23 protein-coding genes are annotated in these 25,567 nt (G+C 64.0%); 13 read left to right on the top strand and 10 right to left on the bottom strand.

Features of this window, described 5'->3' with window-relative positions:
* The 11 genes from EJ075_RS08235 (at position 1) to EJ075_RS08185 (ending at position 15,386) form a co-directional block, all read left to right on the top strand.
* Positions 1-447 carry an HPr kinase/phosphorylase gene (locus tag EJ075_RS08235; protein ID WP_126103995.1) on the top strand — a complete coding sequence of 149 codons (447 nt, stop codon included), beginning with the start codon at positions 1-3 and terminating at the stop codon, positions 445-447.
* Between the two features lie 163 nt (positions 448-610).
* Positions 611-1,012 carry a PTS sugar transporter subunit IIA gene (locus EJ075_RS08230; protein ID WP_029347440.1) on the top strand — a complete coding sequence of 134 codons (402 nt, stop codon included), beginning with the start codon at positions 611-613 and terminating at the stop codon, positions 1,010-1,012.
* The gene (locus tag EJ075_RS08225) at positions 1,009-1,305 is read left to right on the top strand and encodes an HPr family phosphocarrier protein (RefSeq protein WP_126103994.1); all 297 of its coding nucleotides are present in this window, start codon (positions 1,009-1,011) and stop codon (positions 1,303-1,305) included. Before EJ075_RS08230 ends, EJ075_RS08225 begins: the two co-directional genes overlap by 4 nt.
* A gap of 206 nt (positions 1,306-1,511) precedes the next feature.
* On the top strand, positions 1,512-2,912 hold the full coding sequence (gene ahcY, locus EJ075_RS08220; RefSeq protein ID WP_126103993.1) for an adenosylhomocysteinase: 1,401 nt from the start codon (positions 1,512-1,514) through the stop codon (positions 2,910-2,912).
* A 188-nt stretch (positions 2,913-3,100) separates the two neighbouring features.
* The gene (locus tag EJ075_RS08215; protein WP_126103992.1) at positions 3,101-5,665 is read left to right on the top strand and encodes a PAS domain-containing sensor histidine kinase; all 2,565 of its coding nucleotides are present in this window, start codon (positions 3,101-3,103) and stop codon (positions 5,663-5,665) included.
* Between the two features lie 8 nt (positions 5,666-5,673).
* Entirely contained in the window at positions 5,674-7,185 is a 1,512-nt protein-coding gene (gene tsaE / locus EJ075_RS08210; RefSeq protein WP_126103991.1) for a tRNA (adenosine(37)-N6)-threonylcarbamoyltransferase complex ATPase subunit type 1 TsaE, read from the top strand.
* 20 nt (positions 7,186-7,205) lie between these two features.
* Entirely contained in the window at positions 7,206-7,952 is a 747-nt protein-coding gene (locus EJ075_RS08205; protein ID WP_126107276.1) for a nucleotidyltransferase family protein, read from the top strand.
* A complete protein-coding gene (gene addB, locus EJ075_RS08200; RefSeq protein WP_126103990.1) occupies positions 7,949-11,068 on the top strand; it encodes a double-strand break repair protein AddB in 3,120 nt (1,039 codons plus the stop codon). The genes EJ075_RS08205 and addB overlap by 4 nt, the downstream gene beginning before the upstream one ends.
* A complete protein-coding gene (addA, locus tag EJ075_RS08195; protein WP_126103989.1) occupies positions 11,065-14,577 on the top strand; it encodes a double-strand break repair helicase AddA in 3,513 nt (1,170 codons plus the stop codon). Before addB ends, addA begins: the two co-directional genes overlap by 4 nt.
* A gap of 74 nt (positions 14,578-14,651) precedes the next feature.
* On the top strand, positions 14,652-14,975 hold the full coding sequence (trxA, locus tag EJ075_RS08190) for a thioredoxin (protein WP_027152031.1): 324 nt from the start codon (positions 14,652-14,654) through the stop codon (positions 14,973-14,975).
* A 129-nt stretch (positions 14,976-15,104) separates the two neighbouring features.
* Positions 15,105-15,386 carry a cupin domain-containing protein gene (locus tag EJ075_RS08185; RefSeq protein ID WP_065011517.1) on the top strand — a complete coding sequence of 94 codons (282 nt, stop codon included), beginning with the start codon at positions 15,105-15,107 and terminating at the stop codon, positions 15,384-15,386.
* A 38-nt stretch (positions 15,387-15,424) separates the two neighbouring features.
* Here the strand turns inward: EJ075_RS08185 and EJ075_RS08180 are convergent, their stop codons facing one another.
* From EJ075_RS08180 to EJ075_RS08155, 6 genes are all read right to left on the bottom strand, one after another.
* Positions 15,425-15,844: a VOC family protein gene (locus tag EJ075_RS08180; RefSeq protein WP_126103988.1), complete on the bottom strand. Its 420-nt coding sequence runs from the start codon at positions 15,842-15,844 to the stop codon at positions 15,425-15,427.
* A gap of 59 nt (positions 15,845-15,903) precedes the next feature.
* Complete coding sequence (locus EJ075_RS08175; RefSeq protein WP_126103987.1) at positions 15,904-17,229, bottom strand: folylpolyglutamate synthase/dihydrofolate synthase family protein; 1,326 nt, start codon at positions 17,227-17,229, stop codon at positions 15,904-15,906.
* Positions 17,230-17,291: 62 nt separating this feature from the next.
* Positions 17,292-18,218, bottom strand: coding sequence for an acetyl-CoA carboxylase, carboxyltransferase subunit beta (accD, locus tag EJ075_RS08170; protein ID WP_126103986.1), 927 nt, complete (start codon positions 18,216-18,218; stop codon positions 17,292-17,294).
* A gap of 36 nt (positions 18,219-18,254) precedes the next feature.
* Entirely contained in the window at positions 18,255-19,094 is an 840-nt protein-coding gene (trpA, locus tag EJ075_RS08165) for a tryptophan synthase subunit alpha (protein ID WP_095484461.1), read from the bottom strand.
* 2 nt (positions 19,095-19,096) lie between these two features.
* Positions 19,097-20,347: a tryptophan synthase subunit beta gene (gene trpB / locus EJ075_RS08160; protein ID WP_126103985.1), complete on the bottom strand. Its 1,251-nt coding sequence runs from the start codon at positions 20,345-20,347 to the stop codon at positions 19,097-19,099.
* An 85-nt stretch (positions 20,348-20,432) separates the two neighbouring features.
* Positions 20,433-21,092 carry a phosphoribosylanthranilate isomerase gene (locus EJ075_RS08155; protein ID WP_126107275.1) on the bottom strand — a complete coding sequence of 220 codons (660 nt, stop codon included), beginning with the start codon at positions 21,090-21,092 and terminating at the stop codon, positions 20,433-20,435.
* 110 nt (positions 21,093-21,202) lie between these two features.
* Between EJ075_RS08155 and EJ075_RS08150 the strand changes: the two genes are divergently transcribed.
* Positions 21,203-21,421: a hypothetical protein gene (locus EJ075_RS08150; protein ID WP_126103984.1), complete on the top strand. Its 219-nt coding sequence runs from the start codon at positions 21,203-21,205 to the stop codon at positions 21,419-21,421.
* Positions 21,422-21,430: 9 nt separating this feature from the next.
* On the opposite strand, the gene EJ075_RS08145 is transcribed toward EJ075_RS08150, so the two are convergent.
* The 4 genes from EJ075_RS08145 to EJ075_RS08130 form a co-directional block, all read right to left on the bottom strand.
* The gene (locus EJ075_RS08145) at positions 21,431-22,189 is read right to left on the bottom strand and encodes a M48 family metallopeptidase (RefSeq protein WP_095484457.1); all 759 of its coding nucleotides are present in this window, start codon (positions 22,187-22,189) and stop codon (positions 21,431-21,433) included.
* 99 nt (positions 22,190-22,288) lie between these two features.
* Positions 22,289-22,777 (bottom strand): DUF2852 domain-containing protein, encoded by a 489-nt coding sequence (locus EJ075_RS08140; RefSeq protein WP_095484456.1) that lies wholly within the window; start codon positions 22,775-22,777, stop codon positions 22,289-22,291.
* 117 nt (positions 22,778-22,894) lie between these two features.
* Positions 22,895-24,037: a benzoate/H(+) symporter BenE family transporter gene (locus tag EJ075_RS08135; protein ID WP_126103983.1), complete on the bottom strand. Its 1,143-nt coding sequence runs from the start codon at positions 24,035-24,037 to the stop codon at positions 22,895-22,897.
* A 4-nt stretch (positions 24,038-24,041) separates the two neighbouring features.
* Positions 24,042-24,806 (bottom strand): alpha/beta hydrolase, encoded by a 765-nt coding sequence (locus EJ075_RS08130; protein WP_126103982.1) that lies wholly within the window; start codon positions 24,804-24,806, stop codon positions 24,042-24,044.
* 211 nt (positions 24,807-25,017) lie between these two features.
* Here EJ075_RS08130 and infC point away from each other — a divergent pair, with 211 nt between their 5' ends.
* A complete protein-coding gene (gene infC, locus EJ075_RS08125) occupies positions 25,018-25,554 on the top strand; it encodes a translation initiation factor IF-3 (RefSeq protein ID WP_095484453.1) in 537 nt (178 codons plus the stop codon).
* The last annotated feature ends 13 nt before the right edge of the window (positions 25,555-25,567 follow it).

The following is a 25,567-nucleotide window of genomic DNA, read 5'->3' as shown; positions in this document are numbered from 1 at the left end:
ATGCGCGCTGAAAACATTCATGGAACGGCGCTGCTGATCGGCGAGCGCGGCGTCCTCATCACCGGACCGTCCGGCGCCGGCAAGACGACGCTGGCGCTGACGCTCCTGGATCATTGCCGCGCGCGCGGGCTGTTTTCGCGGCTTATCGGCGATGACAGGCTGCTCGCCGTGGCCCACGCCGGGCGGCTGGTCTGTGGCGTGCCGGCGACCATCGCCGGTCTCGCCGAAGTGCCTGGGTTCATGCCGCGCCCGCTGCCCTTCGAGCCGGGTGGAGTGATCGACCTGCATGTCCGGCTGGTGCCGAAGGCAGAAATGGCCCGTTTCCAGGAGGAAATCAGCGAACCGGTGGCAGGCTGTCCGGTGCCGCGTATCGACCTTGCCGAGCGCAACGCCGCCACGGCCTTGCCGGCGGTGATGGCACGGCTCTCCATCGCGCCTTTTCTATGATCCGGTTCCGGTTTTTTGCTGCAATGCGTCAAAATGGCCTAGGCCTATGCAATTTTGGGCTTGTCAACGCGTCTCGCGTCGACAAGATAGCGCTCCCGCCGCCTAAAATGGCCGGCGAGTATGAAACGCCTTATGAAGCGGCGATGACGGGAGCCACCAAAGAATGATCGGACTCGTGCTTGTAACGCACGGTCAACTGGCCGCCGAATTCCGCCATGCCGTGGAACATGTCGTCGGGCCACAAGACAGTTTCGAGACCGTGGCGATCGGCGCCGATGACGATATGGAGCAGCGCCGCAGCGACATCGTCGACGCCGTTGCCCGTGTCGACACGGGGGCGGGCGTCATCGTTTTGACAGACATGTTCGGCGGCACGCCCTCCAATCTCGCCATTTCGGTGATGGAATCCGGTCGTACCGAGGTCATTGCCGGCATGAACCTGCCGATGCTGATCAAGCTGTCCAGCATTCGCAAGGGCGACAATATGAGCGCGGCGCTGGACGAGGCGCAGGCAGCCGGCCGCAAATACATCAATGTCGCCAGCCAGCTTTTGAGCAGCAAATGAACGCGCTGTCGGCCAAGAAGGATGACATCGTCCGGGAGTTTCCAATCGTCAACCAGCGTGGCCTGCATGCCCGCGCCTCGGCGAAGTTCGTTCAGGTTGCCAGCGGCTTCGACGCCTCCGTCCATGTCGAGAAGGACGGCGTCAAGGTCGGCGGCACCTCGATCATGGGTTTGATGATGCTGGCGGCGAGCCCCGGCTATTCGATTCGCGTCACCGCCAGCGGCCCGGAGGCCGAGCAGGTCATCGACGCACTGGAGAAACTGGTCGCCTCCCGCTTCGGCGAAGAGTCCTGACGCCTGGAGCGCCGCGCGTCCTTTGGACTCGAATTTGCGCATCGTGCTTTCCGAAAATCGCTTCCGAAGACATGCACGGATAAAGATTTCTTTATATCCCATTGTCGTTCGACCGGCGATCTGCTAGTCAGGCCGGCAACTCGCGCCCTTCGAAACGCCTTTGGCGCGGGCGCATCCCGAAGACAATTCTTGATCGGAGCACTGCCATGACGGGTAGCAAAGACTATGTGGTCGCCGACATCTCTCTTGCCGGCTGGGGCCGCAAGGAGATCGAGATCGCCGAAACCGAAATGCCGGGTCTGATGGCCTGCCGCGAGGAATTCGGCAAGGCGCAGCCGCTCAAGGGCGCGCGCATCACCGGTTCGCTGCACATGACCATTCAGACGGCGGTGCTGATCGAAACGCTGAAGGTGCTCGGCGCCGATATCCGGTGGGCCTCCTGCAACATCTTCTCGACCCAGGACCATGCGGCCGCGGCCATCGCCGAGGCCGGCATTCCGGTCTTCGCCATCAAGGGCGAGACGCTCGAAGACTACTGGGTCTACACCGACAGGATCTTCCAGTGGGCCGATGGCGGCACCTCCAACATGATCCTGGATGATGGCGGCGACGCCACCATGTACATCCTGATCGGCGCGCGCGCCGAAGCCGGCGAGGATGTGCTCTCCAATCCGGGCAGCGAGGAGGAAGAGATCCTGTTTGCGCAGATCAAGAAGCGTATGGCGGCTTCGCCCGGCTTCTTCACCATGCAGAAGGAAGCGATCCGCGGCGTCACCGAAGAGACGACGACCGGCGTCAACCGGCTCTATCAGTTGCAGAAGAAGGGCCTGCTGCCGTTCCCGGCCATCAACGTCAACGATAGCGTGACCAAGTCGAAATTCGACAACAAGTACGGCTGCAAGGAATCTCTGGTCGACGGCATTCGCCGCGGCACCGACACGATGATGGCCGGCAAGGTCGCGGTCGTCTGCGGCTATGGCGACGTCGGCAAAGGCTCTTCGGCGTCGCTCAAGGGCGCCGGCGCCCGCGTCAAGGTCACCGAGGTCGATCCGATCTGCGCGTTGCAGGCGGCGATGGACGGCTTCGAAGTCGTCACGCTCGAGGATGCCGCACCGACGGCCGACATCATCATCACCACCACCGGCAACAAGGACGTCGTCACCCTCGACCACATGCGGTCGTTCAAGGACATGGTGATCGTCGGCAATATCGGTCACTTCGACAACGAGATCCAGGTGGCGTCGCTGCGCAATCTGAAGTGGACCAACATCAAGCCGCAGGTCGACATGATCACCTTCCCGGACGGCAAGCGGATGATTCTTTTGTCGGAAGGCCGCCTGCTCAATCTCGGCAATGCCACCGGCCATCCGAGCTTCGTCATGTCGGCGTCCTTCACCAATCAGGTGCTGGCGCAGATCGAGCTCTACACCAAGCCCGGCCAGTACAAGAATCAGGTCTATGTCCTGCCGAAGCACCTCGATGAAAAGGTCGCGCGCCTGCATCTCGACAAGCTTGGCGCCCGGCTTACCGAACTGTCCGGCGAACAGGCCGCCTATATCGGCGTGACCCCGCAGGGGCCGTTCAAGCCGGAACACTACCGCTATTAACCAAAGCTTAAATTACCACTAGATATTGATGCCGGGCGATTGACTTTTCGCCCGGCTTTATTTTTGCGCTGATTGATTCTTCACGCCGATTCGCGCAAGCGCTATGGTGCTGATTCGCGGGTCCGGGGACGAGGGCCGACGCACGCATCAGGGCGGTCTTGCATTCAGGCGGCGAAGAGGACCAAGACATGCCGGGGGATAACCCGCCTCGCGCGGGACAGGCCGTTTCCGGCGGCCACAACGATTCGGTGACCACGGATTCCGCTGCAACAGGCGGAAGTCTCTTATGGTGCGCTGGCGCTCGCGTCGGAAAATTGCTTGCCTCTTCCGCGCTCGCCGGTCCGCTGCTCGGTTTTGCGGCACATGCTGAAACCGTCGCTGCGCAAAAAGCCGGGCTGTCGGTCTCCACGGTCGAGGTCATGCAGCTCGCCATGTTTGTCGGCGTCATGGGCGCGGCACTTGTCTCGGCCATCGCCCTGATCCGCGAAAGAGCGCGCACCTCGGCACAGAATGTCGAACTCAGAGCCCGCTTAGCCGACGTCAACGCTGCGCTGCGGCGCTCCGAGGCGCTGCTCAATCTGCGCGACCAGCGTGTCATCGTATGGGCCGCGGAAAACAAGAAACCCGAGCTCGTCGGAACATTGCCGGTTGAGAGCGGCGCCCCGGAAGACCGCGCCGCTTTCCTCGCCTTCGGCCGTTGGCTGATGCCGCGCTCGGCGGCGGCGCTCGAGAATGCCGTGGCGGGACTGCGGGAAAAGGCGAGGCCGTTCGATCTCGTCATCGAATCGCAGGTCGGTGCGCCGCTCGAAGTGCACGGTCGCAAGAGCGCAGCACACGTGCTTGTGCGCTTCGTCTCGCTGTCTGAAACGCAGCGAAGCGAGGCCAGGCTGAAAATCGAGAACCAGCGCCTCGCCGCCGACTATGACACGATGCTCGGCCTTCTCGACGCGCTCAGCATGCCGTCATGGCTGCGCACGGCGGACGGGCGGTTGAAATGGGTCAACCGCGCCTATGCCAACGCAGTCGAAGCGGAAAATGCCGAAGCGGCCGTTCGCGACGCGAAGGAATTCCTGGGTGGCCAGGCGCGCGATGCGATCGCTGCGCAGCACAAGTCGCATCCCGTCTTCGAGCAGGCGCTTTCCACCGTCATCGAAGGCGACCGCCGCATGTTCGCTGTGACCGACTTCGCCGGCGCGGATGGTTCGGCGGGTCTTGCCTGTGACACCAGCGGCATCGAGATCATCCGTAACGAATACGAGCGGACCGTGCGGAGCCATGCCGACACGCTCGATCAACTCAACACCGCCGTGGCGATTTTCGATACCGACGAGAAGCTGCGGTTTTTCAACCAGGCGTTCCAGAAACTATGGGGCCTCGACAGCGGCTTCCTGCACAGCGCCCCGGACAACGCCTTGTTGCTCGACAGGCTGCGCAGCGAAGGCAAGATCGCCGAGCAGCCCGAATGGCGGCGCTGGAAGGAGAGCCTGCTAGGCGCCTATCGCGCGGTCGAGTCGCAGGAACATTGGTGGCATCTGCCGGACGGCAAGACCATCCGCGTTGTCGCCAATCCGCAGCCCAAGGGCGGCGTGACCTGGGTGTTCGAGAACCTGACCGAGAAGATGGACCTCGAAAGCCGCTACCAGACCGCGGTGCGGGTCCAGGGCGAGACGCTCGACAATCTTGCCGAGGGCGTGGCCGTGTTCGGCCCGGACGGAAGGCTCAGATTGTCGAACCCGGCATTCGCAGCACTTTGGGGACTGGACGCCGACGCCGCCAAGCCCAACGTCCACGTCTCCACGATCCGCGATCTTTGCGACCGGCGCGCCGCCGACAGTCCCTGGGCCGGGTTCGTTGCCGCCATCACCGGTTTCGACGATGAGCGCCGCGACCGCCACGGCCAGACCGAGCTGAACAACGGCAACGTGCTGCGCTACGCGATGATCCCGCTGCCCAACGGGCAGGTGATGATGACCTTCGTCGACGTCACCGACAGCGTCAATGTCGAGCGGGCCCTGAAGGACAAGAACGAGGCGCTGGAAAAATCCGACCAGCTCAAGAACGAGTTCGTGCAGCACGTCTCCTACGAATTGCGCTCGCCGCTGACCAACATCATCGGCTTCACCGAGCTTCTTTCGCTGCCGTCGACCGGGCCATTGAGCCAGAAGCAGCGCGAATATGTCGAGCATGTCGGCTCGTCTTCCTCGGTCCTGCTCACCATCGTCAACGACATCCTCGACCTGGCGACCGTGGATGCCGGCATCATGGAGCTCGACATCTCCGAAGTTCACGTCGACCGGACCATCGCCGCCGCCGCCGAGCTTGTTGCCGACCGGCTGGAGGAGCATGCAATCAGGCTCAAGATTGACGCGGCCACCGCGCCAAAGACGTTCCACGGCGACGAAACCCGCATCCGCCAGATCCTCTACAATCTGCTGAGCAACGCCGCGAACTACGCTCCGGAGGCGAGCACCATCACGCTCGCCTGCCGCTCGCTTGCCGAAGGCGTGGAATTCTCCGTCCACGATGACGGTCCCGGGATGCCGCCGGACCTGCTCGATTCGGTGTTCCGTCGTTTCGAGCCGCGCACCAATGGTGGCCGCCGGCGCGGCGCCGGCCTCGGCCTGTCGATCGTCAAGAGCTTTGTCGAGCTGCATGGCGGCAGCGTCCGCATCGAGACCGGCAAGGACAGGGGCACCACCGTCATTTGTGCCTTTCCCGACACGCCGTCCGGCATCCGCGCGGCGGCCGAGTAGCGCGCTCGATGGCAGGCGTGGTGCTGGAGCGTTTTCTCGCCGACGAGGCTGCGACCGCAAGGCTGGGCGAGGATCTGGCCATGTCGCTGCGCCCCGGCGACGTGCTGGCGCTCAAAGGCGACCTTGGCGCCGGCAAGTCGAGTTTGGCGCGGGCGCTGATCAGGGCAATGACCGACGATTCCGGTCTCGATGTGCCGAGCCCGACCTTCACGCTCGTCCAGAGCTATGAGGCGCGCGTTCCCATCCATCATTTCGACCTCTATCGCCTGTCCTCGGCGTCCGAGCTGGACGAGCTGGGCTTCGACGAAGCGCTGGCGCAAGGCGCTGCCCTGGTCGAATGGCCGGAACGGGCAGGGTCCTATTTGCCAAAGACTTCGGTCCAGATCGAGCTGCTCCATCAGGGCGACGGCCGCCTGGCGAGACTGTCGGGACAAGGCGCTGCCTTCGAGCGCGCGGCGCGATCGCTGGCGATGCGCGATTTTCTGGAAAAAGCTGGCTGGGGCAAAGCGCAGCGACGATACTTTGTTGGCGACGCATCGGCCCGCTCCTATGAGATCGTCTCGCTGGCCGGCCTGCCGCGGCGCGTGTTAATGAATTCACCAAGGCTGGTGCTCGGGTCGCCGGTCCGCAACGGCAAGCCCTATGCGGTGATCGCCCACACCGCGCAATCCGTCTCGGCCTTCGTCGCCATCGACCGGGCGTTGCGGGCCGGCGGCGTCAGCGCCCCGGAGATCCATGCGCAGGACCTGGACCAAGGCTTTCTTCTCTTGGAGCATCTCGGCTCGGAGGGATTTCTCGGCCAGCATGGTCAGCCGGTGGCGGAGCGGTACGCAGCGGCGGCCAAACTGCTTGCCATGATGCATGGCAAATCATGGCCCGATCGAATGGAGGCCGCGCCCGGCGTCTTTCACGACGTGCCGCCTTTCGACCGCGACGCCATGATGATCGAAGCCGAATTGCTGCTCGACTGGTATGTGCCGGCGATATCGGATGGCCCGGCAAGCGATGCCTTGCGCGCCGGCTATGACAGGGAATGGAATGCGGTCCTCGACCGGCTGGAAGGGCGCGAATACACGCTCATGCTGCGCGATTTTCATTCGCCCAATATCATCTGGCGCGGCAATCGTACCGGTCACGATCGCCTTGGGGTCGTCGATGTCCAGGACGCGCTGATCGGCCCGTCCGCCTATGACCTCGCTTCGCTTGCCATGGATGCGCGCGTCACGGTTTCGCCTGAGATCGAGAAGCGGACGCTCGAAGCCTATATCGCCGCGCGCCATAAGGCTGGCGCCTTTAACGAAGACGAATTCGTCGAGACCTATGCGATCATGGCCGCGCAGCGCAATTCGAAGATACTCGGCATTTTCGTTCGGCTCGAAAAGCGCGACGGGAAGCCCTATTATCTAAAACACCTGCCGCGCATTCGCGACTATCTCAGGCGAGCGCTGGCGCATCCCGGGCTGGCCAGCTTGCGGGATTTCTATACCGCCCACGGCCTGCTAGAGGAGCGGTCGCTGTGACGACACACCTCAAAACCGCAATGGTGCTTGCCGCCGGGCTGGGAAAGCGCATGCGGCCAATCACCGACACGATGCCGAAGCCGCTGGTCAAGATATCAGGCAAGACATTGCTCGACTGGTGCCTGGACAGCCTGGCGCAGGCCGGCGTCGACAAGGCGATGGTCAACGTCCATTATTTCCCCGAACAGATCGTCGCCCATGTCGCCGCGCGCCGCGCCCCGAAAGTCGTCATTTCCGATGAAAGCGAAAGACTGCTCGATTCCGCCGGCGGTATCGTCCATGCTTTGCCGGAACTGGGAGGGGCTCCCTTTTACATCGTCAACGCCGACACCTTCTGGATCGACAGCGGCGTGCCCAACCTTGCCCGCCTCGCCCTTGCATGGGATGCGACGAAAATGGATATTCTGCTGATGCTCGCAGATATCAAGTCAGCAACCGGACACAACGGCGGTACCGATTTCCTGATGGCGCCGGACGGCGCCCTGCGGCGTTCGAAGGGCGATCCGGCGGGCCTGATTTATGCAGGTGCGGCCATTGTCCATCCGCGCCTTTTTAGGGATGCGCCGGCCGGGCCGCATTCGCTCAACGCGTATTTCGATGCCGCCATTGCCACTGGGCGCCTGTTCGGCATGGCGATGCAGGGCCATTGGATCACTGTCGGCACGCCAGACGCCATTCCGCTTGCGGAAGCCGCCGTCGCCGCTGCTCTCGCTGAGTCACCCAGTGCTTTTACCGAGTTGACAAGCGCCTTCACTAAGTCGAAATGAGCGGCTCCCGCCGCGTTTTCTCGATCCCACCCGGAGCGCCGTTTCTGCCGACGCTGGCCGAGGCCCTGCTGTCAGGACGGCTTGTCCCCGGTTTCCGCTTCGACGGCGACCCGCTGGCGCTGGCCGACGCCACCATCTACGTGCCGACGCGCCGCGCCGCGCGGGCGCTGCGCGGCGTCTTCGTCGACCGTCTGGGTGGCCGCTCGGCGATCCTGCCGGTCATCCGTCCGCTTGGCGAGTTCGACGAGGACGAAGCTGCATTCGAGGCCGACGCATCGGCGGCGATCGATCTCGCGCCGCCGATCGCGGCGATCGAGCGGCTGCTGCTGCTGGCACCGCTGGTGCGCGCCTGGAAGCGCCGCTTGCCTGCCCATGTCGCGGCACTTTTCGATGAGGAGATCGTTGTGCCGGCCTCCGCCGCCGACGCCATCTGGCTGGCGCGCGACCTGGCCCGGCTGATGGACGAGATCGAGACCGAAGGCACAGACTGGACCAGGCTCGCCGATCTGGTCACCGGCAACCTTGCCGGCTGGTGGCAAGTGACACTCGACTTCCTGAGCATCGTCACCGAAAACTGGCCGGATTTCCTCGAGGAACGCAACCGCTCCAACCCCGCCGCGCATCGCAATGCGCTGATCAGGCTGGAAGCGGCGCGGCTGAAGCGCAATCCGCCCACTGGGCCGGTGATCGCAGCCGGCTCCACCGGGTCGATTCCGGCCACCGCCGAATTGCTTGCGGTGATCGCCGGCCTGCCCAGCGGCGCCGTCGTGCTGCCCGGCCTCGATTTGATGCTGGATGAGCCGTCATTCCAGGCAATCGCGGCGCCCGGGGCGCGCCCGGCCTTGCTTGGCCATCCGCAATACGGCCTGGCAAAACTGATCGGCAAGATCGGCGTGCTGCGCGGCGATGTCGAGGAGATCGCCGTTGCCGAAAGGCCGCTGGCGCTGCGCGCCGCACTTGTCGGCGAGGCGCTGCGGCCGGCCGAAACCACTGAGCTATGGGCGCAGACGCGCGCTGGCTTTGCCGCCGCGGACATCACTGATGCCTTCGCCGACGTGACGCTTCTCGAAGCCGCCGGCGAACGCGACGAAGCGGTGGCGATCGCCGTCGCGCTCAAACGTGCCGTCGAGCAGCCCGGCCAGCGCGCGGCGCTCGTCACCGGCGACCGCGCCCTGGCGCGGCGCGTCTCGGTCGAGCTGTTGCGGTTTGGGGTCGTGGCCGACGATTCGGGCGGCACGCCGCTCATCAACACGCCAGCCGCCAGTCTGCTCAGGCTGGCGCTTCAGGCCGCGTTCCGGCCCGGCGATCCGGTCGCCCTGCTGTCGCTGCTCAAGCACCCGCTGCTTGGCCTCGGCCTGGAACGCACAAGCGTCCGTCATGCGGCGGAGATCATCGAACTGGTGGCGCTGCGTGGCGGCACCGGCCGCCCCGATATCGCATCGTTGCCGGAGCTCTTCGAGGCCCGTCTCACCAGCCTGGGCGATGCCCGCCCGCCCTTCTGGTTTTCCCGCCTGACCGTGCGCAACATCGAGGGCGCCCGCAAATTGCTCATCCGCCTAGCCGCGGCGCTGGCGCCGCTGATCGCCTTTCGCAATCAAGCCGAGGCCGATCTTGCCGAATTGACCCGGGCCAGCGTCGTCGCGCTCGAAGGTCTCGGCCGCACCGCGGATGGCAGCCTGAGCGAACTCTATGCGGGCGATGCCGGTGAAAAGCTCGCCGAACTCTTGCGCGGGCTGGTCGCTGCCTCGGCGTCGTTCTCCTTCGCGGCGGACGAATGGCCCGATGTGATGGAGGCGCTGATCGCGCCCGAAACCGTCAAGCCGGCACAAGGCACCGACAGGAACATCGCCATCTGGGGCGCGTTGGAAGCCCGGTTGCAGAGCGTCGACACGCTGGTCGTCGGCGGGCTCAATGAAGGCGTGTGGCCGCGCAAGCCGGAGAGCGACCGCTTCATGTCGCGGCTGATGAAGACCGGCATCGATCTCGAACCGCCCGAACGGCGCATCGGCCTGGCCGCCCATGATTTCCAGATGGCGATGGGGGCGAAGAAAGTGGTGCTGGCGCGCTCCGCCCGCTCGGGCGACGCGCCGGCGGTGCCGTCGCGCTGGCTGCAGCGCCTCCTGACCTTCATCGGCAAGGACCATGCGGCAGCGCTGCGCCGGCGTGGTGATGAATTCCTTTCCTGGGCACGTGCGCTCGATGCCGGCGAAAGGAGAGATTTCGCGCCGCGACCGCAGCCGAAGCCGCCGCTGGCTGTGCGGCCGCAGCATTTCTCGGTCACCGAGATCGAGACGCTGCGCCGCGACCCTTACGCAATCTACGCCAGGAGGATCCTCCGCCTGATGCCGCTCGACCCGGTCATCCGCGACCCGGGCGCTGCCGAGCGCGGCACGCTGTTTCACGCCATCCTGCATCTCTTTTCGCGGACCGTGGCCGATCCGCTTGTGCCAGAGGCGCTTGACGGTCTCATCGTCGCCGGCCGCCAATGCTTTGCCGAAGCGGCCCTCCCTCACGATGTCGAGGCGGTGTGGTGGCCGCGCTTCGAAAAGCTTGCGGCAGGGATCATCGAATGGGAGCGCGGCCGCGCCCTTGCCGTGACAATGCGGCACGCCGAGGAGCGCGCCGAGAAAACCGGCGTCGGCCGGTCCGGCGTGACGCTGTCCGGCTACGCTGATCGCGTCGACCTGCTGGTCGGCGGCATGGCCGACATTCTCGACTACAAGACCGGCTCCTCGCCGTCCAAGGCGCAGGCGCACACGCTGCTGTCGCCACAATTGGCGCTGGAAGGGGCATTGCTGAGGCGCGGGGCCTTCAAGGGGCTTGGCGCGCGCGAGCCGTCGCAGTTGGCCTTCGTCAGGCTGAAGCCGAACGGTGAGGTATTCGAGGAATCCATCCTCGAATACAACCGCAAGCCGCGAACCGCCGCCGATCTCGCCGAGGAGGCCTGGGCGCGGTTGGAAAAACTGCTGATCCATTACGCCGACCCGACGACCGGCTATTTGTCGCGGGCGCTGCCATTTCGCGAAGGCGAGACCGATGGCGACTACGACCATCTCGCCCGCGTTCTCGAATGGTCCGCCGGCGGCGACGCCGACGACGAAGGAGGGGAGGCATGAAGAAGGCCTATCCCATCCCGACCGATACCGCCGCCAGCCAGGCAAGCGCCTCCGACCCGAAAAATTCCGCCTGGGTGTCGGCCAATGCCGGATCGGGCAAGACCCATGTGCTGGCCCAGCGCGTCATCAGGCTCTTGCTGCGTGGCACCGATCCATCGAAGATCCTGTGTCTGACCTACACCCGTGCCGCCGCCGCCAACATGTCGAACCGGGTGTTTTCGACGTTGTCGGAATGGACTGCGCTTGCCGACGTCGATCTGGCGGCGAGGGTAGAGGCGCTGGACGGTCGCCAGCCCGATCGCGAAACCATGCGCCGCGCGCGCCGGCTGTTTGCCGAGGCGCTGGAGACGCCGGGCGGGCTGAAGATCCAGACCATCCACGCCTTCTGCGAATCGGTGCTGCACCAGTTTCCGCTGGAAGCCAACATTCCGGCTCATTTCGAAATGCTCGATCCGCAGATGGAGGCGTCGCTCTTCGCCGCCGCCCGTCGTGACATGATCTCGGGCACGGCCGCCGGCGATGCGGGACTGGCAGAGGCATTCGCCACCATTCTGGAGCGCGGCGGCGAACATGGGCTCGACGCATTGCTGGCCGAGATCGTGCGCAAGCGCGACGGCTTGCGCGCCTTCATCAGCGCGGCCGGTGGCGATGGCTTCCGGGCGCTGTTGGACGAGTTTAGGTTTCGCGCCGGCCAGACCGCCGAGGGCCTGGCGGCGTCCGTCTGGCCGCTGCCGGGCTTCCTGCCGGACTATTTCACCACTTTTGCCCGCGCCGCTGAAGCCGCCGATGCCCGCATCGTGCTGAACAATCTTCTGCCCTACGCCCACCTTGCCTTCGCTGAGGATGATCCGGTACGGCGGCTGCAATTGCTGGCAAAAGCTTTCCTGCGGGCGGATGGCGAGCCTTATGAGCCGGCAAAGACATTCAAGAAGGCGTTGCTCGATCGGCTGCCGGATCTTGCCGAGCGCTATCTCTCAGCGGCCGATGCCATCCTCGAAATCTCCGATCGATTGGCGTTGTTCAGGATGCTGGAGGGCACACGTGCCGCGCTGACCATCGCCGACTGGCTGATCGCCCGTTACGAGCACTTGAAGCGCGCCCGCGGCTTTCTCGACTTCAACGACCTCATCACCCGAACGGTTAATCTTCTGGCGCGGCCCGACGCCGGCCCTTGGGTGCAACACAAGCTCGACCAGGGCATCGACCACATCCTGCTCGACGAGGCGCAGGACACCAGCCCCGACCAATGGGAGGTGGTTAAGCGGCTGGCAGAGGAATTCTTTGCCGGGCTCGGCGCGCGCGACAATGTTCATCGCACGGTCTTTGCCGTCGGCGACGAAAAGCAGTCGATCTATTCCTTTCAAGGAGCGGCGCCCGACTCCTTTGCCGACTCAAGGATCCTGTTTGCCGGAAGGGTGCGCGACGCCAACGCCGCCTTCGCCGACCTCAAGCTGACCTGGTCCTTCCGCTCGACCGACGACGTGCTTGCGGCGGTGGACCGTGTCTTTGCCGACCCGATCGTGCGGCGCGGCATCAGCCACGATCCCGACCCGCTGAATCACAAGGCGATCCGCACCGATGCGCCTGGCTATGTCGAGGTCTGGCCGTCGATCGGCGCAGACGTCGTCGACGAACCCGACGACTGGACGCAGGCCGTCGACCACGCCCACGCGCCGGCGGTGCGTGTTGCCGAGAACGTGGCGGCGACCATTGCTGGCTGGATCGGCACCGGCGAGATCATCGAAGGCCGTGGCAAGAAGCTTCGGCCCGGCGACGTGCTGGTGCTGGTGCGCAAGCGCGATCGTTTCGTCCATGCGCTGACGCGTGCGCTGAAGCGCCGCGACATCCCGGTCGCCGGCGCCGACCGGCTTAGCTTGCCCGGCCATATCGCGGTGAAGGATCTGATCGCGCTCGGCCATTTTCTCATCCAGCCCGAGGATGATCTGTCGCTTGCGGCAGTGCTGCGCAGCCCGATTTTCGATGTTTCGGAAGAGATGCTTTTCGCGCTGGCGGGCGAGCGGCCGTCTGGTCTCTCGCTGATCGCTTCGCTCAGGCAGCAAGCCGGCGAAAGCGCTGCCTTGGCCGCAATCGTTGCCCAACTCGACACATGGTCTGATGAGGCCGCCTTCAAACCGGTGTTCGAATTCTATGCCGGGGCTCTCGCCCGCGACGGCCTGCGCAAGAAAATGATCGCGCGGCTCGGGCCGGAAGCCGGCGACATCCTCGACGAGTTTCTAAGCTTTTGCCTGGCCGAGGAACGGACCGGCCTGCCGGGACTGGAATCCTTCCTGTCGACGCTGGAAAATGCCGGCCCCGAGATCAAGCGCGAAATGGACCAGACCCGCGACGAGGTTCGCGTCATGACCGTGCATGCCGCCAAGGGCCTGGAGGCGCCTGTCGTGTTCCTGGTCGATGGCGGCTCGGCGCCGTTCAGCGACCAGCATCTGCCGCGACTGATGCCGTTCGATGGCTCGGGCGAGCACTGGGGTGGCAAGGGCTATCTCTGGCGCTCGGCCAGCGATGTCGCCAATGGATTCTCGCGGGCCGCTTCGGTTCGCGCTCGCGAGCTGTCCGACGACGAATACCGTCGGCTGCTCTATGTCGGCATGACCCGCGCCGAGGACCGGCTGATCGTCTGCGGCTACCATGGCAAGCGGGCACCGAACGCCGGTACCTGGCATTCGATCGTCAGCCGCGCGCTGGTCGGCGCCCCCGAAAGCGATGAGCGACTGCACCCCGCCACCGGCGAGACCGTGCATCGGTTTCACGTGACAAAATTGCCGCCGGTCGCACAGGCGGCGGCCGAAGAGGCGCGGCAGACGCAACAGTTCGAGCCGTTGCCGAAGACCCTGTTCCAGCCCTTGCCGCCTTTCGAGGATCTGCCGCGACCGCTGTCGCCCTCCGGCGCCTCGGCCCTGATCGATGAGGCCAAGGAAGCCGTAATCGACACCGGCTCGCCGGTGCTGGACACCGAGGCGGAACCTGGCTTTGCCGTGATGCGAGGGCTGGCGCTGCACAAATTGTTGCAGATGCTGCCCGGCATTGCCGAGGCCGAACGCCGGGATGCCGCGGAACGCTATCTCAAGCGCGTTGGCGCGCAATGGCCTGAAGGCGAGCGCGACAAGGCCTTGACCTCGGTGGCGGCGATCCTTGCCGACAGCCGCTTCGATCAGCTGTTTGCATCATCGTCGCGCGCCGAAGTCGCGGTCATGGGCAGCCTGGAGGTCAAGGGCAAGCTGCGTTCCATCTCCGGCAAGATCGACCGGCTGGCGGTCACATCAGGCAAGGTGTCGATCGTCGATTACAAGACCAACCGGCCGGCGCCAGCAGCGCTGGCGGACGTTCCGCCGGCCTATGTCCTGCAGCTCGCGCTCTACCGCGCGCTGCTCCAGCCGCTTTACCCCCGGCATGAGGTCTCGGCGGCTCTGCTGTTCACTGAAGTGCCGCGGCTGATCGAGCTGCCGCCGGCGGTCATGGACGACGCTCTTGCCCGACTCACGGGAGCGTGACACAACAGCTGCTTGAAGAAGGCCACGATCACCACCACATTTGGTGCGACAATAACTCTCGAAAGGATTTTCGCATGGCCACCGTCAAGGTCGACAAGAGCAACTTCCAGACCGATGTGCTTGACGCCAAGGAGCCGGTCGTGGTCGATTTCTGGGCGGAATGGTGTGGCCCGTGCAAGATGATCGCGCCGGCGCTGGAAGACATCGCCATCGAACTCGGCAGCAAGGTGAAGATCGCCAAGCTCAACATCGACGAGAATCCGGAGCTGGCCGCGCAGTTCGGCGTGCGCTCTATCCCGACGCTGATGATCTTCAAGGGCGGCGAAATGGCCGACATGAAGGTTGGCGCCGCGCCGAAGACGGCGCTGTCGCACTGGATCAACGGCAATCTCGCCTGATCCGACCGAAAATTTCGCAGACGAGCCCGGCCCTCGCGCCGGGCTTTTTGTTGGTGTCACCAATCCGCCGATCTGGCACTCGCCACTTGCCGCGTCATGTTCTTGTCTGGCTTAAAGCAGGAGAACGACATGACCGGATCCGCAAAAGCCACCGTCTTCATCGACAATGAGCGCGTCATCGTCACCGAATATCGCTTCGCGCCGGGCGACAACACCGGCTGGCACCGTCATGGCCACGACTATGTCATCGTGCCGCTGATGGACGGCAAGCTCAAGCTCCTGACCAAGGACGGCGAATCCTTCGCCGAAATGAAGAAGGGCGCGCCCTATTTCCGCAAGGAGGGCGTGGAGCATGACGTCATCAATGCCAATGAGGGCGAGTATGCCTTCATCGAGATTGAGCTGAAGTAGTCCCCACCGAGGCCGTCTCCGCCATAGGCGTGAGGCGATCACCAATCCGCGATACGATCGCCTCCGACGAACTGCGCACTTTTCTCAGTGTATTCAAACAGTTCTATCTTCACGTCGTTAGGGTCGCGAATCCACGCCTGGTAGGTATCATCGCATGCGTGTTTCTTTGACGTGACTTCAACGCCTTTCGCTCTTACGTGGGCGATCGCGGCGTCAAGGTTTTCCACTTCAAGGCAGAAGTGGTTGATCTGGTTCAAGTCGCTATAGCTGGCCCCGTCTTTCTGGAACACCTCGACGTGGCTGCGGCTGCCGCAATTAAGGTAGAAACCGAAAATCTTGCCGTCGCGCAGGAAGTTGAACTGGGTGTCCATGCCGAGGACGTCCCGATAGAAGCTTCGCGTCACTTCGAGATCATCTGCGAAGATGCAAACGTGAGCGAGCTGCTTTACGTTGATCATGGCTGACTCCTCGTGGTGATTTGACGAAGTCCGTCATCATGGCCTGGTGAACCAGAGCCTCAAACCGGCGGCGTGCCGTTTTCGGCCAGCACCGCGCCGGCCAGATAGAGCGAACCGCTGATCAGGATGCGCGGCGGCGGTCCGTCCCAGGTATCGCGCAGCAGCATCAGCGCATTGGCGACAGAACTCACCGGTTCGGCCGACAGGCCGGCCTCGACGGCGCGGACCGCCAGTTCGTCATTCGGCACGCTGGCCTCGCTGAGGCTCACCGGCACCGTGTACACATGCCGCACCAAGCCCTTGAAGGCGCTGAAATAACCGCTCTGGTCCTTGGTGTTGATCATGCCGGAAATCAGGAACAGCGGCCGCGGGTTCTTTTCCTCCTGCTCGGCCAGCGCCTCTGCGACGACCACGCCGGCGCCCGGATTATGGCCGCCGTCGAGCCAGATGTCGGCGCCCTTCGGTGCCAGTTCCGTCAGCCTGCCTTGCGGCAACTTCTGCATCCGCCCCGGCCAGGCGACATTGGCCATCGCCTTGTCGGCGACGCGATGGCTGATCTCGAAACCCGCCGCCTTGACCGCCGCAATCGCCGCCGCCGCATTGGCGAACTGATGGCGACCCGGCAGCCGCGGTGGCGACAGGTCCATCAATCCGTCTTCGTCCTGATAGACCATGCGGCCGTTTTCCTCGAAGGCGAGGAAATCCTGGCCATAGACGAAGGCGGGACAGTCGAGCCGCTCGGCGGTTTCGAGAAGCACCTGCAGCGCCGTCTCGCTTTCCTGCGCGCCGATGACCACCGGGCAACCGCGCTTGATGATGCCGGCCTTTTCGGCAGCGATCAGTTCGACACGGTCGCCGAGAAAGGATTCGTGATCGAGCGAGACCGGCATGATCACCGACACTGCCGGCTCGGTGATGACATTGGTGGCGTCGAAGCGGCCGCCGAGGCCGACCTCGATGATGACGGCATCCGCCGGATGTTCGGAAAACAGCAGGAAGGTGACCGCGGTGAGGATTTCGAAGACGGTGATCTTCTGGCCTTCATTGGCCTTGGCGACCCGGGCGATGGCGTCGGCAAAGACTTTGTCCTCGACCAGCCTGCCGCCACCATCGGCGGCCAGCCGGTAACGCTCATGCCAGTTCACCAGATGTGGCGATGTGTGGACATGGACGCGGTGGCCGGATGCTTCCAGCAGCGCCCGCGAAAACGCGGCGCAGGAGCCCTTGCCGTTGGTGCCGGCGATGTGGATGACCGGCGGCAGATGGTCCTGCGGATTGCCCAACCGCTCCAGCAGCCGCGAAATGCGGTCGAGCGAAAGATCGAAGCCCTTCGGATGAAGCGACATCAGGCTTTCGATTTCGCGGTCGGCGGCAAGCGTGGTCATGGGAGAATCCTAGGCGCGCCACAGATGGCGCGCAATCGCGGTTCGCGACGAAGGATGTCGCGTCAGGCTTGCGGGCGTGCTTCCGCCGGGATCGCCGCCGGCGGCAGGATTTCCGGCTCCAGCGGCTTTTGCTCTTCCGGCAGCTTGAGCAGCATTTTCAGGAGCCGCGCGATCGTCTGGCGCATCTCCAGCCGCGACACCACCATGTCGACCATGCCGTGCTCCATCAGATACTCGGAGCGCTGGAAGCCGTCGGGCAGTTTTTCTCGGATGGTCTGCTCGATGACGCGCGGCCCGGCAAAGCCGATCAGCGCGCCGGGCTCGGCGATGTGCACGTCGCCCAGCATAGCGTAGGAGGCGGTGACGCCGCCGGTGGTCGGGTTGGTCAGAACGACGATATAGGGAAGACCGGCCTCTTTCAGCCGATCGACGCCGATCGTGGTCCTCGGCAATTGCATGAGCGACAGGATGCCTTCCTGCATGCGGGCGCCGCCGGACGCTGCGAACAGGATCAGCGGCCGCTTGCGTTGCAAGGCGACCTCGAAACCACGAACAATGGCGTCGCCGGCGGCCATGCCGAGCGAGCCGCCCATGAAGGCGAAGTCCTGCACGGTCACCACCACCGGCAGGCCTTCGACGGTGCCCAGCGCATTGATGATCGCGTCTTCCAGGCTGGTCTTGGCCTTGGCGTCCTTCAGCCGGTCGGTGTAGCGCTTCTCGTCGCGGAATTTCAGCGGGTCCTGCACCACCTTGGGATTTTCGAGCGTCTCGTACTTCCCGTCGTCCATGAAGAATCTCAGCCGCTCCTTGGCCGAGATCTTCATGTGGTGGCCGGAGGATGGGATGACGAACTGGTTCTGCTCCAGATCCTTGTGGAAGACCATCTCGCCGGTCTCGGGATCCTTGATCCAGAGGTTCTCAGGCATGTCGGTGCGCCGGCCGAGCATCGAATTGATCTTCGGGCGAACGTAGTTGGTGATCCAGTTCATCGCTTCGGCTCCTGTCCTGACGAAGACGTAGGAAGACTATTCGGCGGCAGCAAGGCGAGCCGCACGCACGCCTTGCGAAAGCCCGCTGACCAGCGTGGCGACCGCCTCGGCCGGGTCGGCGGTTTTTTCGCCCTTCGGCCCCAGAACATTGGCGACCGCATTGACGATCGCGGTGCCGACGACGACGCCATCGGCATTGGCGCCGATCACGCGCGCCTGCTCGGCGGTCTTGACGCCGAAGCCGACGCAGACCGGCAGGTCGGTATGGCCCTTGATGCGCGTGACCGCTGCCGCCACCTTGCCGGTGTCGGCAAGTGCGGAACCGGTGATGCCGGTCATCGACACGTAGTAGACGAAGCCGGAGGTGTTCTGCAGCACCTTGGGCAGGCGCTTGTCGTCGGTGGTCGGCGTCGCCAGCCGGATGAAATTGATGCCGGCCTTCAGTGCCGGAATGCACAGCTCCTCATCCATTTCCGGCGGCAGGTCGACGACGATCAGCCCGTCGATGCCGCTGGCCAGCGCGTCGCTCAGGAAGCGGTCGACGCCGTGGATGTAGATCGGATTGTAGTAGCCCATCAAAACGATCGGCGTTTCATTGTCTCCGGCGCGGAATTCCGACGCCATCTTCAGCGTCTTGACCAGCGTCTGGCCGCCTTTTAGCGCCCGCAGGCCGGCCGCCTGGATCGCCGGGCCGTCGGCCATCGGATCGGAAAACGGCATGCCAAGCTCGATGATGTCACTGCCGGCGCCGGGCAGCGCTTTCATGATCGACAGGGAGGTGTCGTAGTCCGGGTCGCCGCCCATGAAATAGGTGACGAGCGCCGGGCGGCCTTCGGCCTTCAGCTTGGCCATGCGGCGGTCGATGCGGGTGGTCATGATCAGATCTCCATGCCCAGCATATTGGCCACCGTATGCACGTCCTTGTCGCCGCGGCCGGACAGGTTGACGATGACGATCTGGTCCTTGTCCATGGCGGGCACGATCTTCACCGCATGCGCGATGGCATGGGCGGATTCGAGCGCCGGAATGATGCCTTCGACGCGCGTCGTCAGCTGGAACGCCTCCAGCGCCTCATCGTCGAGAACAGGCACATAGTCGACGCGGCCACTGTCGCGCAGCCAGGAATGCTCCGGCCCGACGCCCGGATAATCGAGGCCGGCCGAGATCGAATGCCCGTCCATTATCTGCCCGTCGGCATTCTGCAGAAGGTAGGTGCGGTTGCCGTGCAGCACGCCGGGCGCGCCGGCGCTCATCGAGGCGCAGTGCTCGATGCCGTCCAGACCGCGGCCGCCGGCCTCGATGCCGATGATGCGAACCTCTTTGTCATCGAGGAAGGGGTGGAACAGGCCGATGGCGTTGGAACCGCCGCCGACGCAGGCGATAATGGTGTCCGGCAGCCGGCCTTCCTGCTCGAGGATCTGCGCGCGCGCCTCGGTGCCGATCACCGACTGGAAGTCGCGCACCAGCTCCGGATAGGGGTGCGGGCCGGCGGCGGTGCCGATCAGGTAATAGGTATCCTCGACATTCGTCACCCAGTCGCGCAGGGCCTCGTTCATGGCGTCCTTGAGCGTGCCGTGGCCTGCTGTCACCGGCCGCACCTCGGCGCCGAGCAGCTTCATCCGGAAGACGTTCGGGCTTTGCCGGGCGACGTCGGTTGCGCCCATGTAGACGACGCAAGGAAAGCCGAAACGCGCCGCCACCGTGGCCGACGCCACGCCGTGCTGGCCGGCGCCGGTCTCGGCGATGATGCGCTTCTTGCCCATGCGCTTGGCCAGCAGGATCTGGCCAAGGCAGTTGTTGATCTTGTGCGAGCCGGTGTGGTTCAAATCCTCGCGCTTGAAATAGACTTTCGCACCGCCCCCGAGGCCCTTCGCCGCGGAAACCTCACGAAGATGCCTGGTCAGGCCTTCGGCGAAATAAAGCTTCGACGGCCGCCCGGCATAGTGGGTCGAAAGGTCCGTTAGCTCAGCCTTGAAATCCGGATCGTCCTTGACCTCGTTCCAGTGCCGTTCCAGGTCGAGGATCAGCGGCATCAGCGTTTCGGCAACGAAACGACCGCCGAAGATGCCGAACATGCCCTGTTCGTCGGGTCCGGTGCGGAAGGAATTGGGTATCGCCGGCTTGTCCATCGCCGATCTCCTACTTCTTGTTTGGAGCATGTCCTTGTCGGAAAACCGGTTTCCACGTTTCCGGGACATGCTCCGGGTTCTATCCTCAGGCGGCGCGGTTGTCGCGTGCTGCCCTGACGGCCCGGAAAAACTGTTCGATCAGCGCCGGATCCTTGACGCCCGGCGCGCTTTCCACGCCCGAGGAAATGTCTAATCCGGACGGGTTGGCAAGCCGAAGGGCATCGCCGATATTGGCGGCGTTGATCCCACCGGAAAGCATGTAATCGACGCCTGCGTCAAGACCGGCCAGAATGCGCCAGTCGAAGGCAACGCCGTTGCCGCCCGGCAGTTCCGAACCCCTCGGCGGCTTGGCGTCGAACAGGAAGCGGTCGGCAACGCCGACGAAGGGTTTTAGCCGCTTCAGATCGACAGCCTCGCTGACCGACAGCGCCTTCATCACCGGCAGGCCATAGCGCGCCTTCAACTCGACCACCCGCTCGGGCGTTTCCGAACCATGCAGCTGCAGCATGTCCGGGCGCATTTTCCCGACGATTTCATTCAAAAACGCGTCGCTGGCGTCGACCGTCACGGCAACCGCCTTGGCCTTGCCGATCGCCGCTCCGCGCAAGCGGCCGGCTTCCGCCGGCTCGACATAGCGCGGGCTTTTGGCAAAGAAAATAAAGCCGACATGACTGGCGCCGCCGGCCAATGCCGCGGCCAATGCCTTGTCGGTCTTCAATCCGCATATCTTAATGTCGAGCGCCATGGCGCGGGATTGGCACGAAACGGCAAAAGAGTCGAGAAAAAGCATCCTGTTTGCCACCAGCGCGGAACGCGCTACCTTACTTCAGACAGTACAGGCGGGAGCAAACAAGCATGGCAGACCAAACCGTCGCCCAACTCAGGCAAAAGATCGCCCAGGCCCACGAGGTCATCGCTCATCTGATGGACAAGGCCGCCTTCAACGGCGCCGAGGCACATCGCGCGCTGGCCTATTTCAGCAACGATGGCTTCGAGAAGAATTTCTTGCCATGGCCGCGCCATACCGACGAAGGCTTACGTCCCGAAGAGCTGAACGCCGCCAACGACGATTGATCGGGCGATCTACTCGAACATGATCGCTTGCAGCGCGCCGCCATTGCGCTTGAGCCAATCCTTGCAGCGCTCGGTGTCGGGGCAAAGCTGCTCGCACAATTTCCAGAATTTCGGGCCGTGGTTCATCTCCTTGAGATGCGCCACCTCATGCGCGACGAGATAGTTTATAACAGGCGATGGCGCCATCATGATGCGCCAGGAGAAGGACAGATTGCCGTCGGAGGTGCACGATCCCCAGCGGCTCGACGTGTCCTTGAAGCGGATCGCCTTGGCGCGCTTGCCGACCGCGCCTGTATGCTTGACCACCAGCGCCTCGATCTCGCGCTTGGCTTCGCGCTTGAGGAAATCGGCGATGCGGCGCGGCAGGTGCACGCGATCGCCATGCACGATCATCAGCGGACCGCGCTCGTCGCGCGACAGCGTGACGGTCCCGCGTTTCGAAGGCTCATGAACGATGCGATGCGGCACGCCGCGCACCGGTACCTTGATGCCGGGCCGCACCTGCGGCCGGTTGGGCACCTTGGCCAGCCGCTGCTCCAGCCAGTCCTGATGGCGGTCCAGGAATTTTTCGACTTCGCCACGGCGCAAGCCCGGCGGCACGGTGATGCGCAAGCCACGGCCGCCGGAATCGATGCGCAGCGTCAGGCGCCGCGCCCGGTCGCTCTCGACGATCTTGAGCGGCAGCGTGCGGCCGGCAACACAATGCTCTCGCTCCACGACGGGGGCGGGCCTGGGTTTGGTCAGGTTGCGGAAGAAGCCGAATGACATGGGGCGACGATACGTGATTCGAGGAAAACGAATAGAACATAAAAGAAACGGCGCCGCTGACGCGACGCCGTTTTTTGATTATTTATCGGGGCAAGTGCCTTACTCGTCCAGTAGGCCTGGCGTGGATTTGCCACCGCGTTTGCCGGTCCCCGTCGAGCCGGTTGATCCACCGGTTGTAGGCGACGTCGACTTGTTGCGGTTCGCCATGAAGCGGTCGAACTCTTCCTGGTCCTTGGCGCGACGCAGTTCCCTGGCATATTCGTCGAACTCGCTCAGCATCTCGTCGAGCTTGCGGCGCTCTTCATTGAGCCGCTCGAGTTCCTTTTCGCGCCAGTCGTCGAAAGCGACGTTGCCGGTGCGGGCGGAGCCGTGGCCCCAGCGCGCCGCTTTGTCGGAACTGCGGCGGCAGCCGGCGAAGATGCCGTCGGTGGCGCGGTTGACGTCGCGCTTGAAGCCTTCAAGCCGGTCGCCCCAGATGATGTAGGCGAGCATGGCGAGGCCGAGCGGCCAGAACACCATGAAGCCGATCACCATCAGTGCGATGGTTGCCGGCGTCCAGGCCGGACGGATCAATGCAGATGTGTTCATTTTCTCCCAATCCTTCAGTTGGAGACAGCCAATCCCGGCTGCGTGGAATCGAAATGGGAAGGGAAAAACGGCGATTCAAGACAGTGTCAGCCAAAACCGGACAAGCAGCTGAAATGATTATCGCTTTTTGAGAGTTTCAAGGAAAAGGATGACCAGGCCCGCAATCAGGCCCCAGAACGCCGCGCCGACGCCGAACAGCGTCAGCCCCGAGGCGGTGACGGCAAAAGTGACGGTGGCGGCCATGCGCTCGCCGTCTTCCTTCAAGGCGATCGACAGCGCGTTGGCGAGCGGTGCCATCAGCGCCAGTCCGGCAACCAGCACGATCAGGCTCTGCGGCAGCACGGCGAAGATCGCCACCAGCGAGGCGCCGAAAATGGCGAAGACGAGATAGGCAAGCGCGTAGAAGGGACCGGTCTTCCAGCGCTCGCCCGGATCGGGATGGACGTCGGGGCCGGTGCAGATCGCCGCCGAGATCGCCGCCAGATTGCTGGTCGAGGCCCCGAATGGCGCCGACAGCAGCGAAAGCAGGCCGGTGACGCCGATCAGCGGGCCGGGTTCTGGGTGGTAGCCCGCGGCCCTCAGCACGGCGAGGCCGGACAGGTTCTGCGAGGCCATGGTGACCAGATAAAGCGGCAGCGCCAGGCCGATGATCGCCGTGACGGTGAACTGCGGCGCAATCAGCGTCAAAGTCGAAAGCTCCGGCGTCGGCAGGCCACCGACCCGGCCGGTGAGGAAGGCGGCAGCGCCGCCGCCGATCAGCACCGCCAGCACCGAGAGCGCCGGATTGAACAGGCGGATGACGAAGAAGGCGGCGATCAGCGGCAGGATCAGCCACGGGTCGGCGGGAATGGCCTTCACCGCGTTGATGGCGAAGGTGACGACGATGCCGGCAAGCATTCCCGACGCGACCGAGGCCGGTATCCTGGCGATCAGCTTGGTCAAAGGCCTGAACAGGCCGGTGGCGATCAGCAAAATCCCGGTGACTATGAAGGCGCCGACAGCCTCGCCGATTGAAAAGCCGCTCGATGCCGCGATCAGCGCCACCCCCGGCGTCGACCATGCCGCGATGACCGGCATCCTGGTGCGCCATGACAACCACAGGCTCTCGATCGCCATGGCGAGGCAGATCGCCGTCACCCAGCTCGCGGTTTCGACCTGCGTCGCGCCGACCGCCTTGGCGGCGGCGATGACGATGGCCAGCGTGCCGCCGAAGCCGACGATCGCCGCGACGAAGGCGGATACCGGAATGGAAATGCGCATGTCTCTACCCCGCCTGCCGCACCATGGCGTCGACCGCCCGTACCAGCATGTCGAGGTCATGCGGCCGCGACAGGCGGTGATCGCCGTCCGGGATCAGCGACAGCGTGACGTCGTCGGCCGGCAGCAGGCCGACCAGTTTCAGCGCATGGCTCGACGGCACGTCAGCATCGGCCAGCCCTTGCAATATGTGGACGGGGCAATGGGTGTCGATTGGCCCGGTCATTGTCAGGTTGTTGCGGCCGTCCTCGATCAGCGCTCGGGTGTAGACGTAAGGCTCGGCCGAATAGTTCGACGGCTCCTCGAAAAAACCCTTTTTGGCAAGGTCTCGCTTCTGCGCTTTGGTCAGCGCCGGCTCGACCAGCTCGGCGGTGAAATCCGGCGCCGGAGCCAGAAGCACCAGGCCGGCGATGCGGTTCTCGCCTGCCTTGTGCGATTCCTGAACCATGCGCAGCGCGATCCATGCGCCCATCGACGAGCCGACCAGGATTTGTCTGCCTTGCGTGAAATGGCGGAAGACAGCGAGGCTCTGCGAAAGCCATTTCGAGATGGTGCCGTCGGCAAAGGCGCCATCCGATTCGCCATGGCCGGAATAATCATGGCGCAGGAAAGCACGACCTTGCCCGCTCGCCCATTCCGACAGCTTCTCGGCCTTGGTGCCCAGCATGTCCGACTTGTAGCCGCCGAGCCAGACAATGCCTGGTGCAGCACCCGCAGCGCGCCTGACAGCGATGCTGGTTCCGTCGACGTCGAGAAAAATCGGTGCGGTCATGGCTAACTCCTCAGGCAGGTCTTTTGGCACGGCTGGCGGTTCAACGAAAAGCGCTCGGCAAGTTTCTTCGTTTGGTGCAGGCTGCGGTCAGGGAACAGGTGATTTCCTGTGAACGCTGTGCTATTGACTCCGGCCGCGCGCTCACCACATTGGCGCGTTCACAAATCTGAACTGAAAATCCTGAACGAAACGGCTCAAGGAGACCACGACCATTCGCAGACCTTTCAAAGCAACGGCGCCCACCAAGGAGGGCCCGCGCTCCAACCGTGACATCCGGGTCCCCCGGGTCCAGCTTATCGACGCCGAAGGCCAGAACCACGGCGATGTCTCCATCAACGACGCATTGTTGCTCGCCGAAGAGGCTGGGCTCGATCTGGTTGAGATATCGCCCAACGCGGTGCCGCCCGTCGTAAAAATCCTCGATCTCGGCAAGCTGAAATACGCCAACCAGAAGAAGGCGGCCGAGGCGCGCAAGAACCAGAAGGTCATCGAGATCAAGGAGATCAAGATGCGCCCCAACATCGACAGTCATGACTACGAGACCAAGATGAAAGCCGTCCGGCGGTTTTTCGAAGAAGGTGACAAGGTCAAGCTGACATTGCGCTTTCGCGGCCGCGAGATGGCGCATATGGAACTCGGCATGCAGCTTCTGAACAAGGTTCGCGAGGAAGTGGCGCCGATCGCCAAGGTCGAAGCCGAACCGAAGCTCGAAGGCCGCCAGATGATGATGGTGCTGGCACCCCGCTAAAAGCGATTCCGTC

The sequence above is a fragment of the Mesorhizobium sp. M6A.T.Cr.TU.016.01.1.1 genome, assembly GCF_003952585.1.
GTDB lineage: Bacteria > Pseudomonadota > Alphaproteobacteria > Rhizobiales > Rhizobiaceae > Mesorhizobium > Mesorhizobium mediterraneum.
The sequence above is the reverse complement of the archived record's forward strand: the minus strand, read 5'-3'. Positions and strand labels throughout refer to the sequence as shown.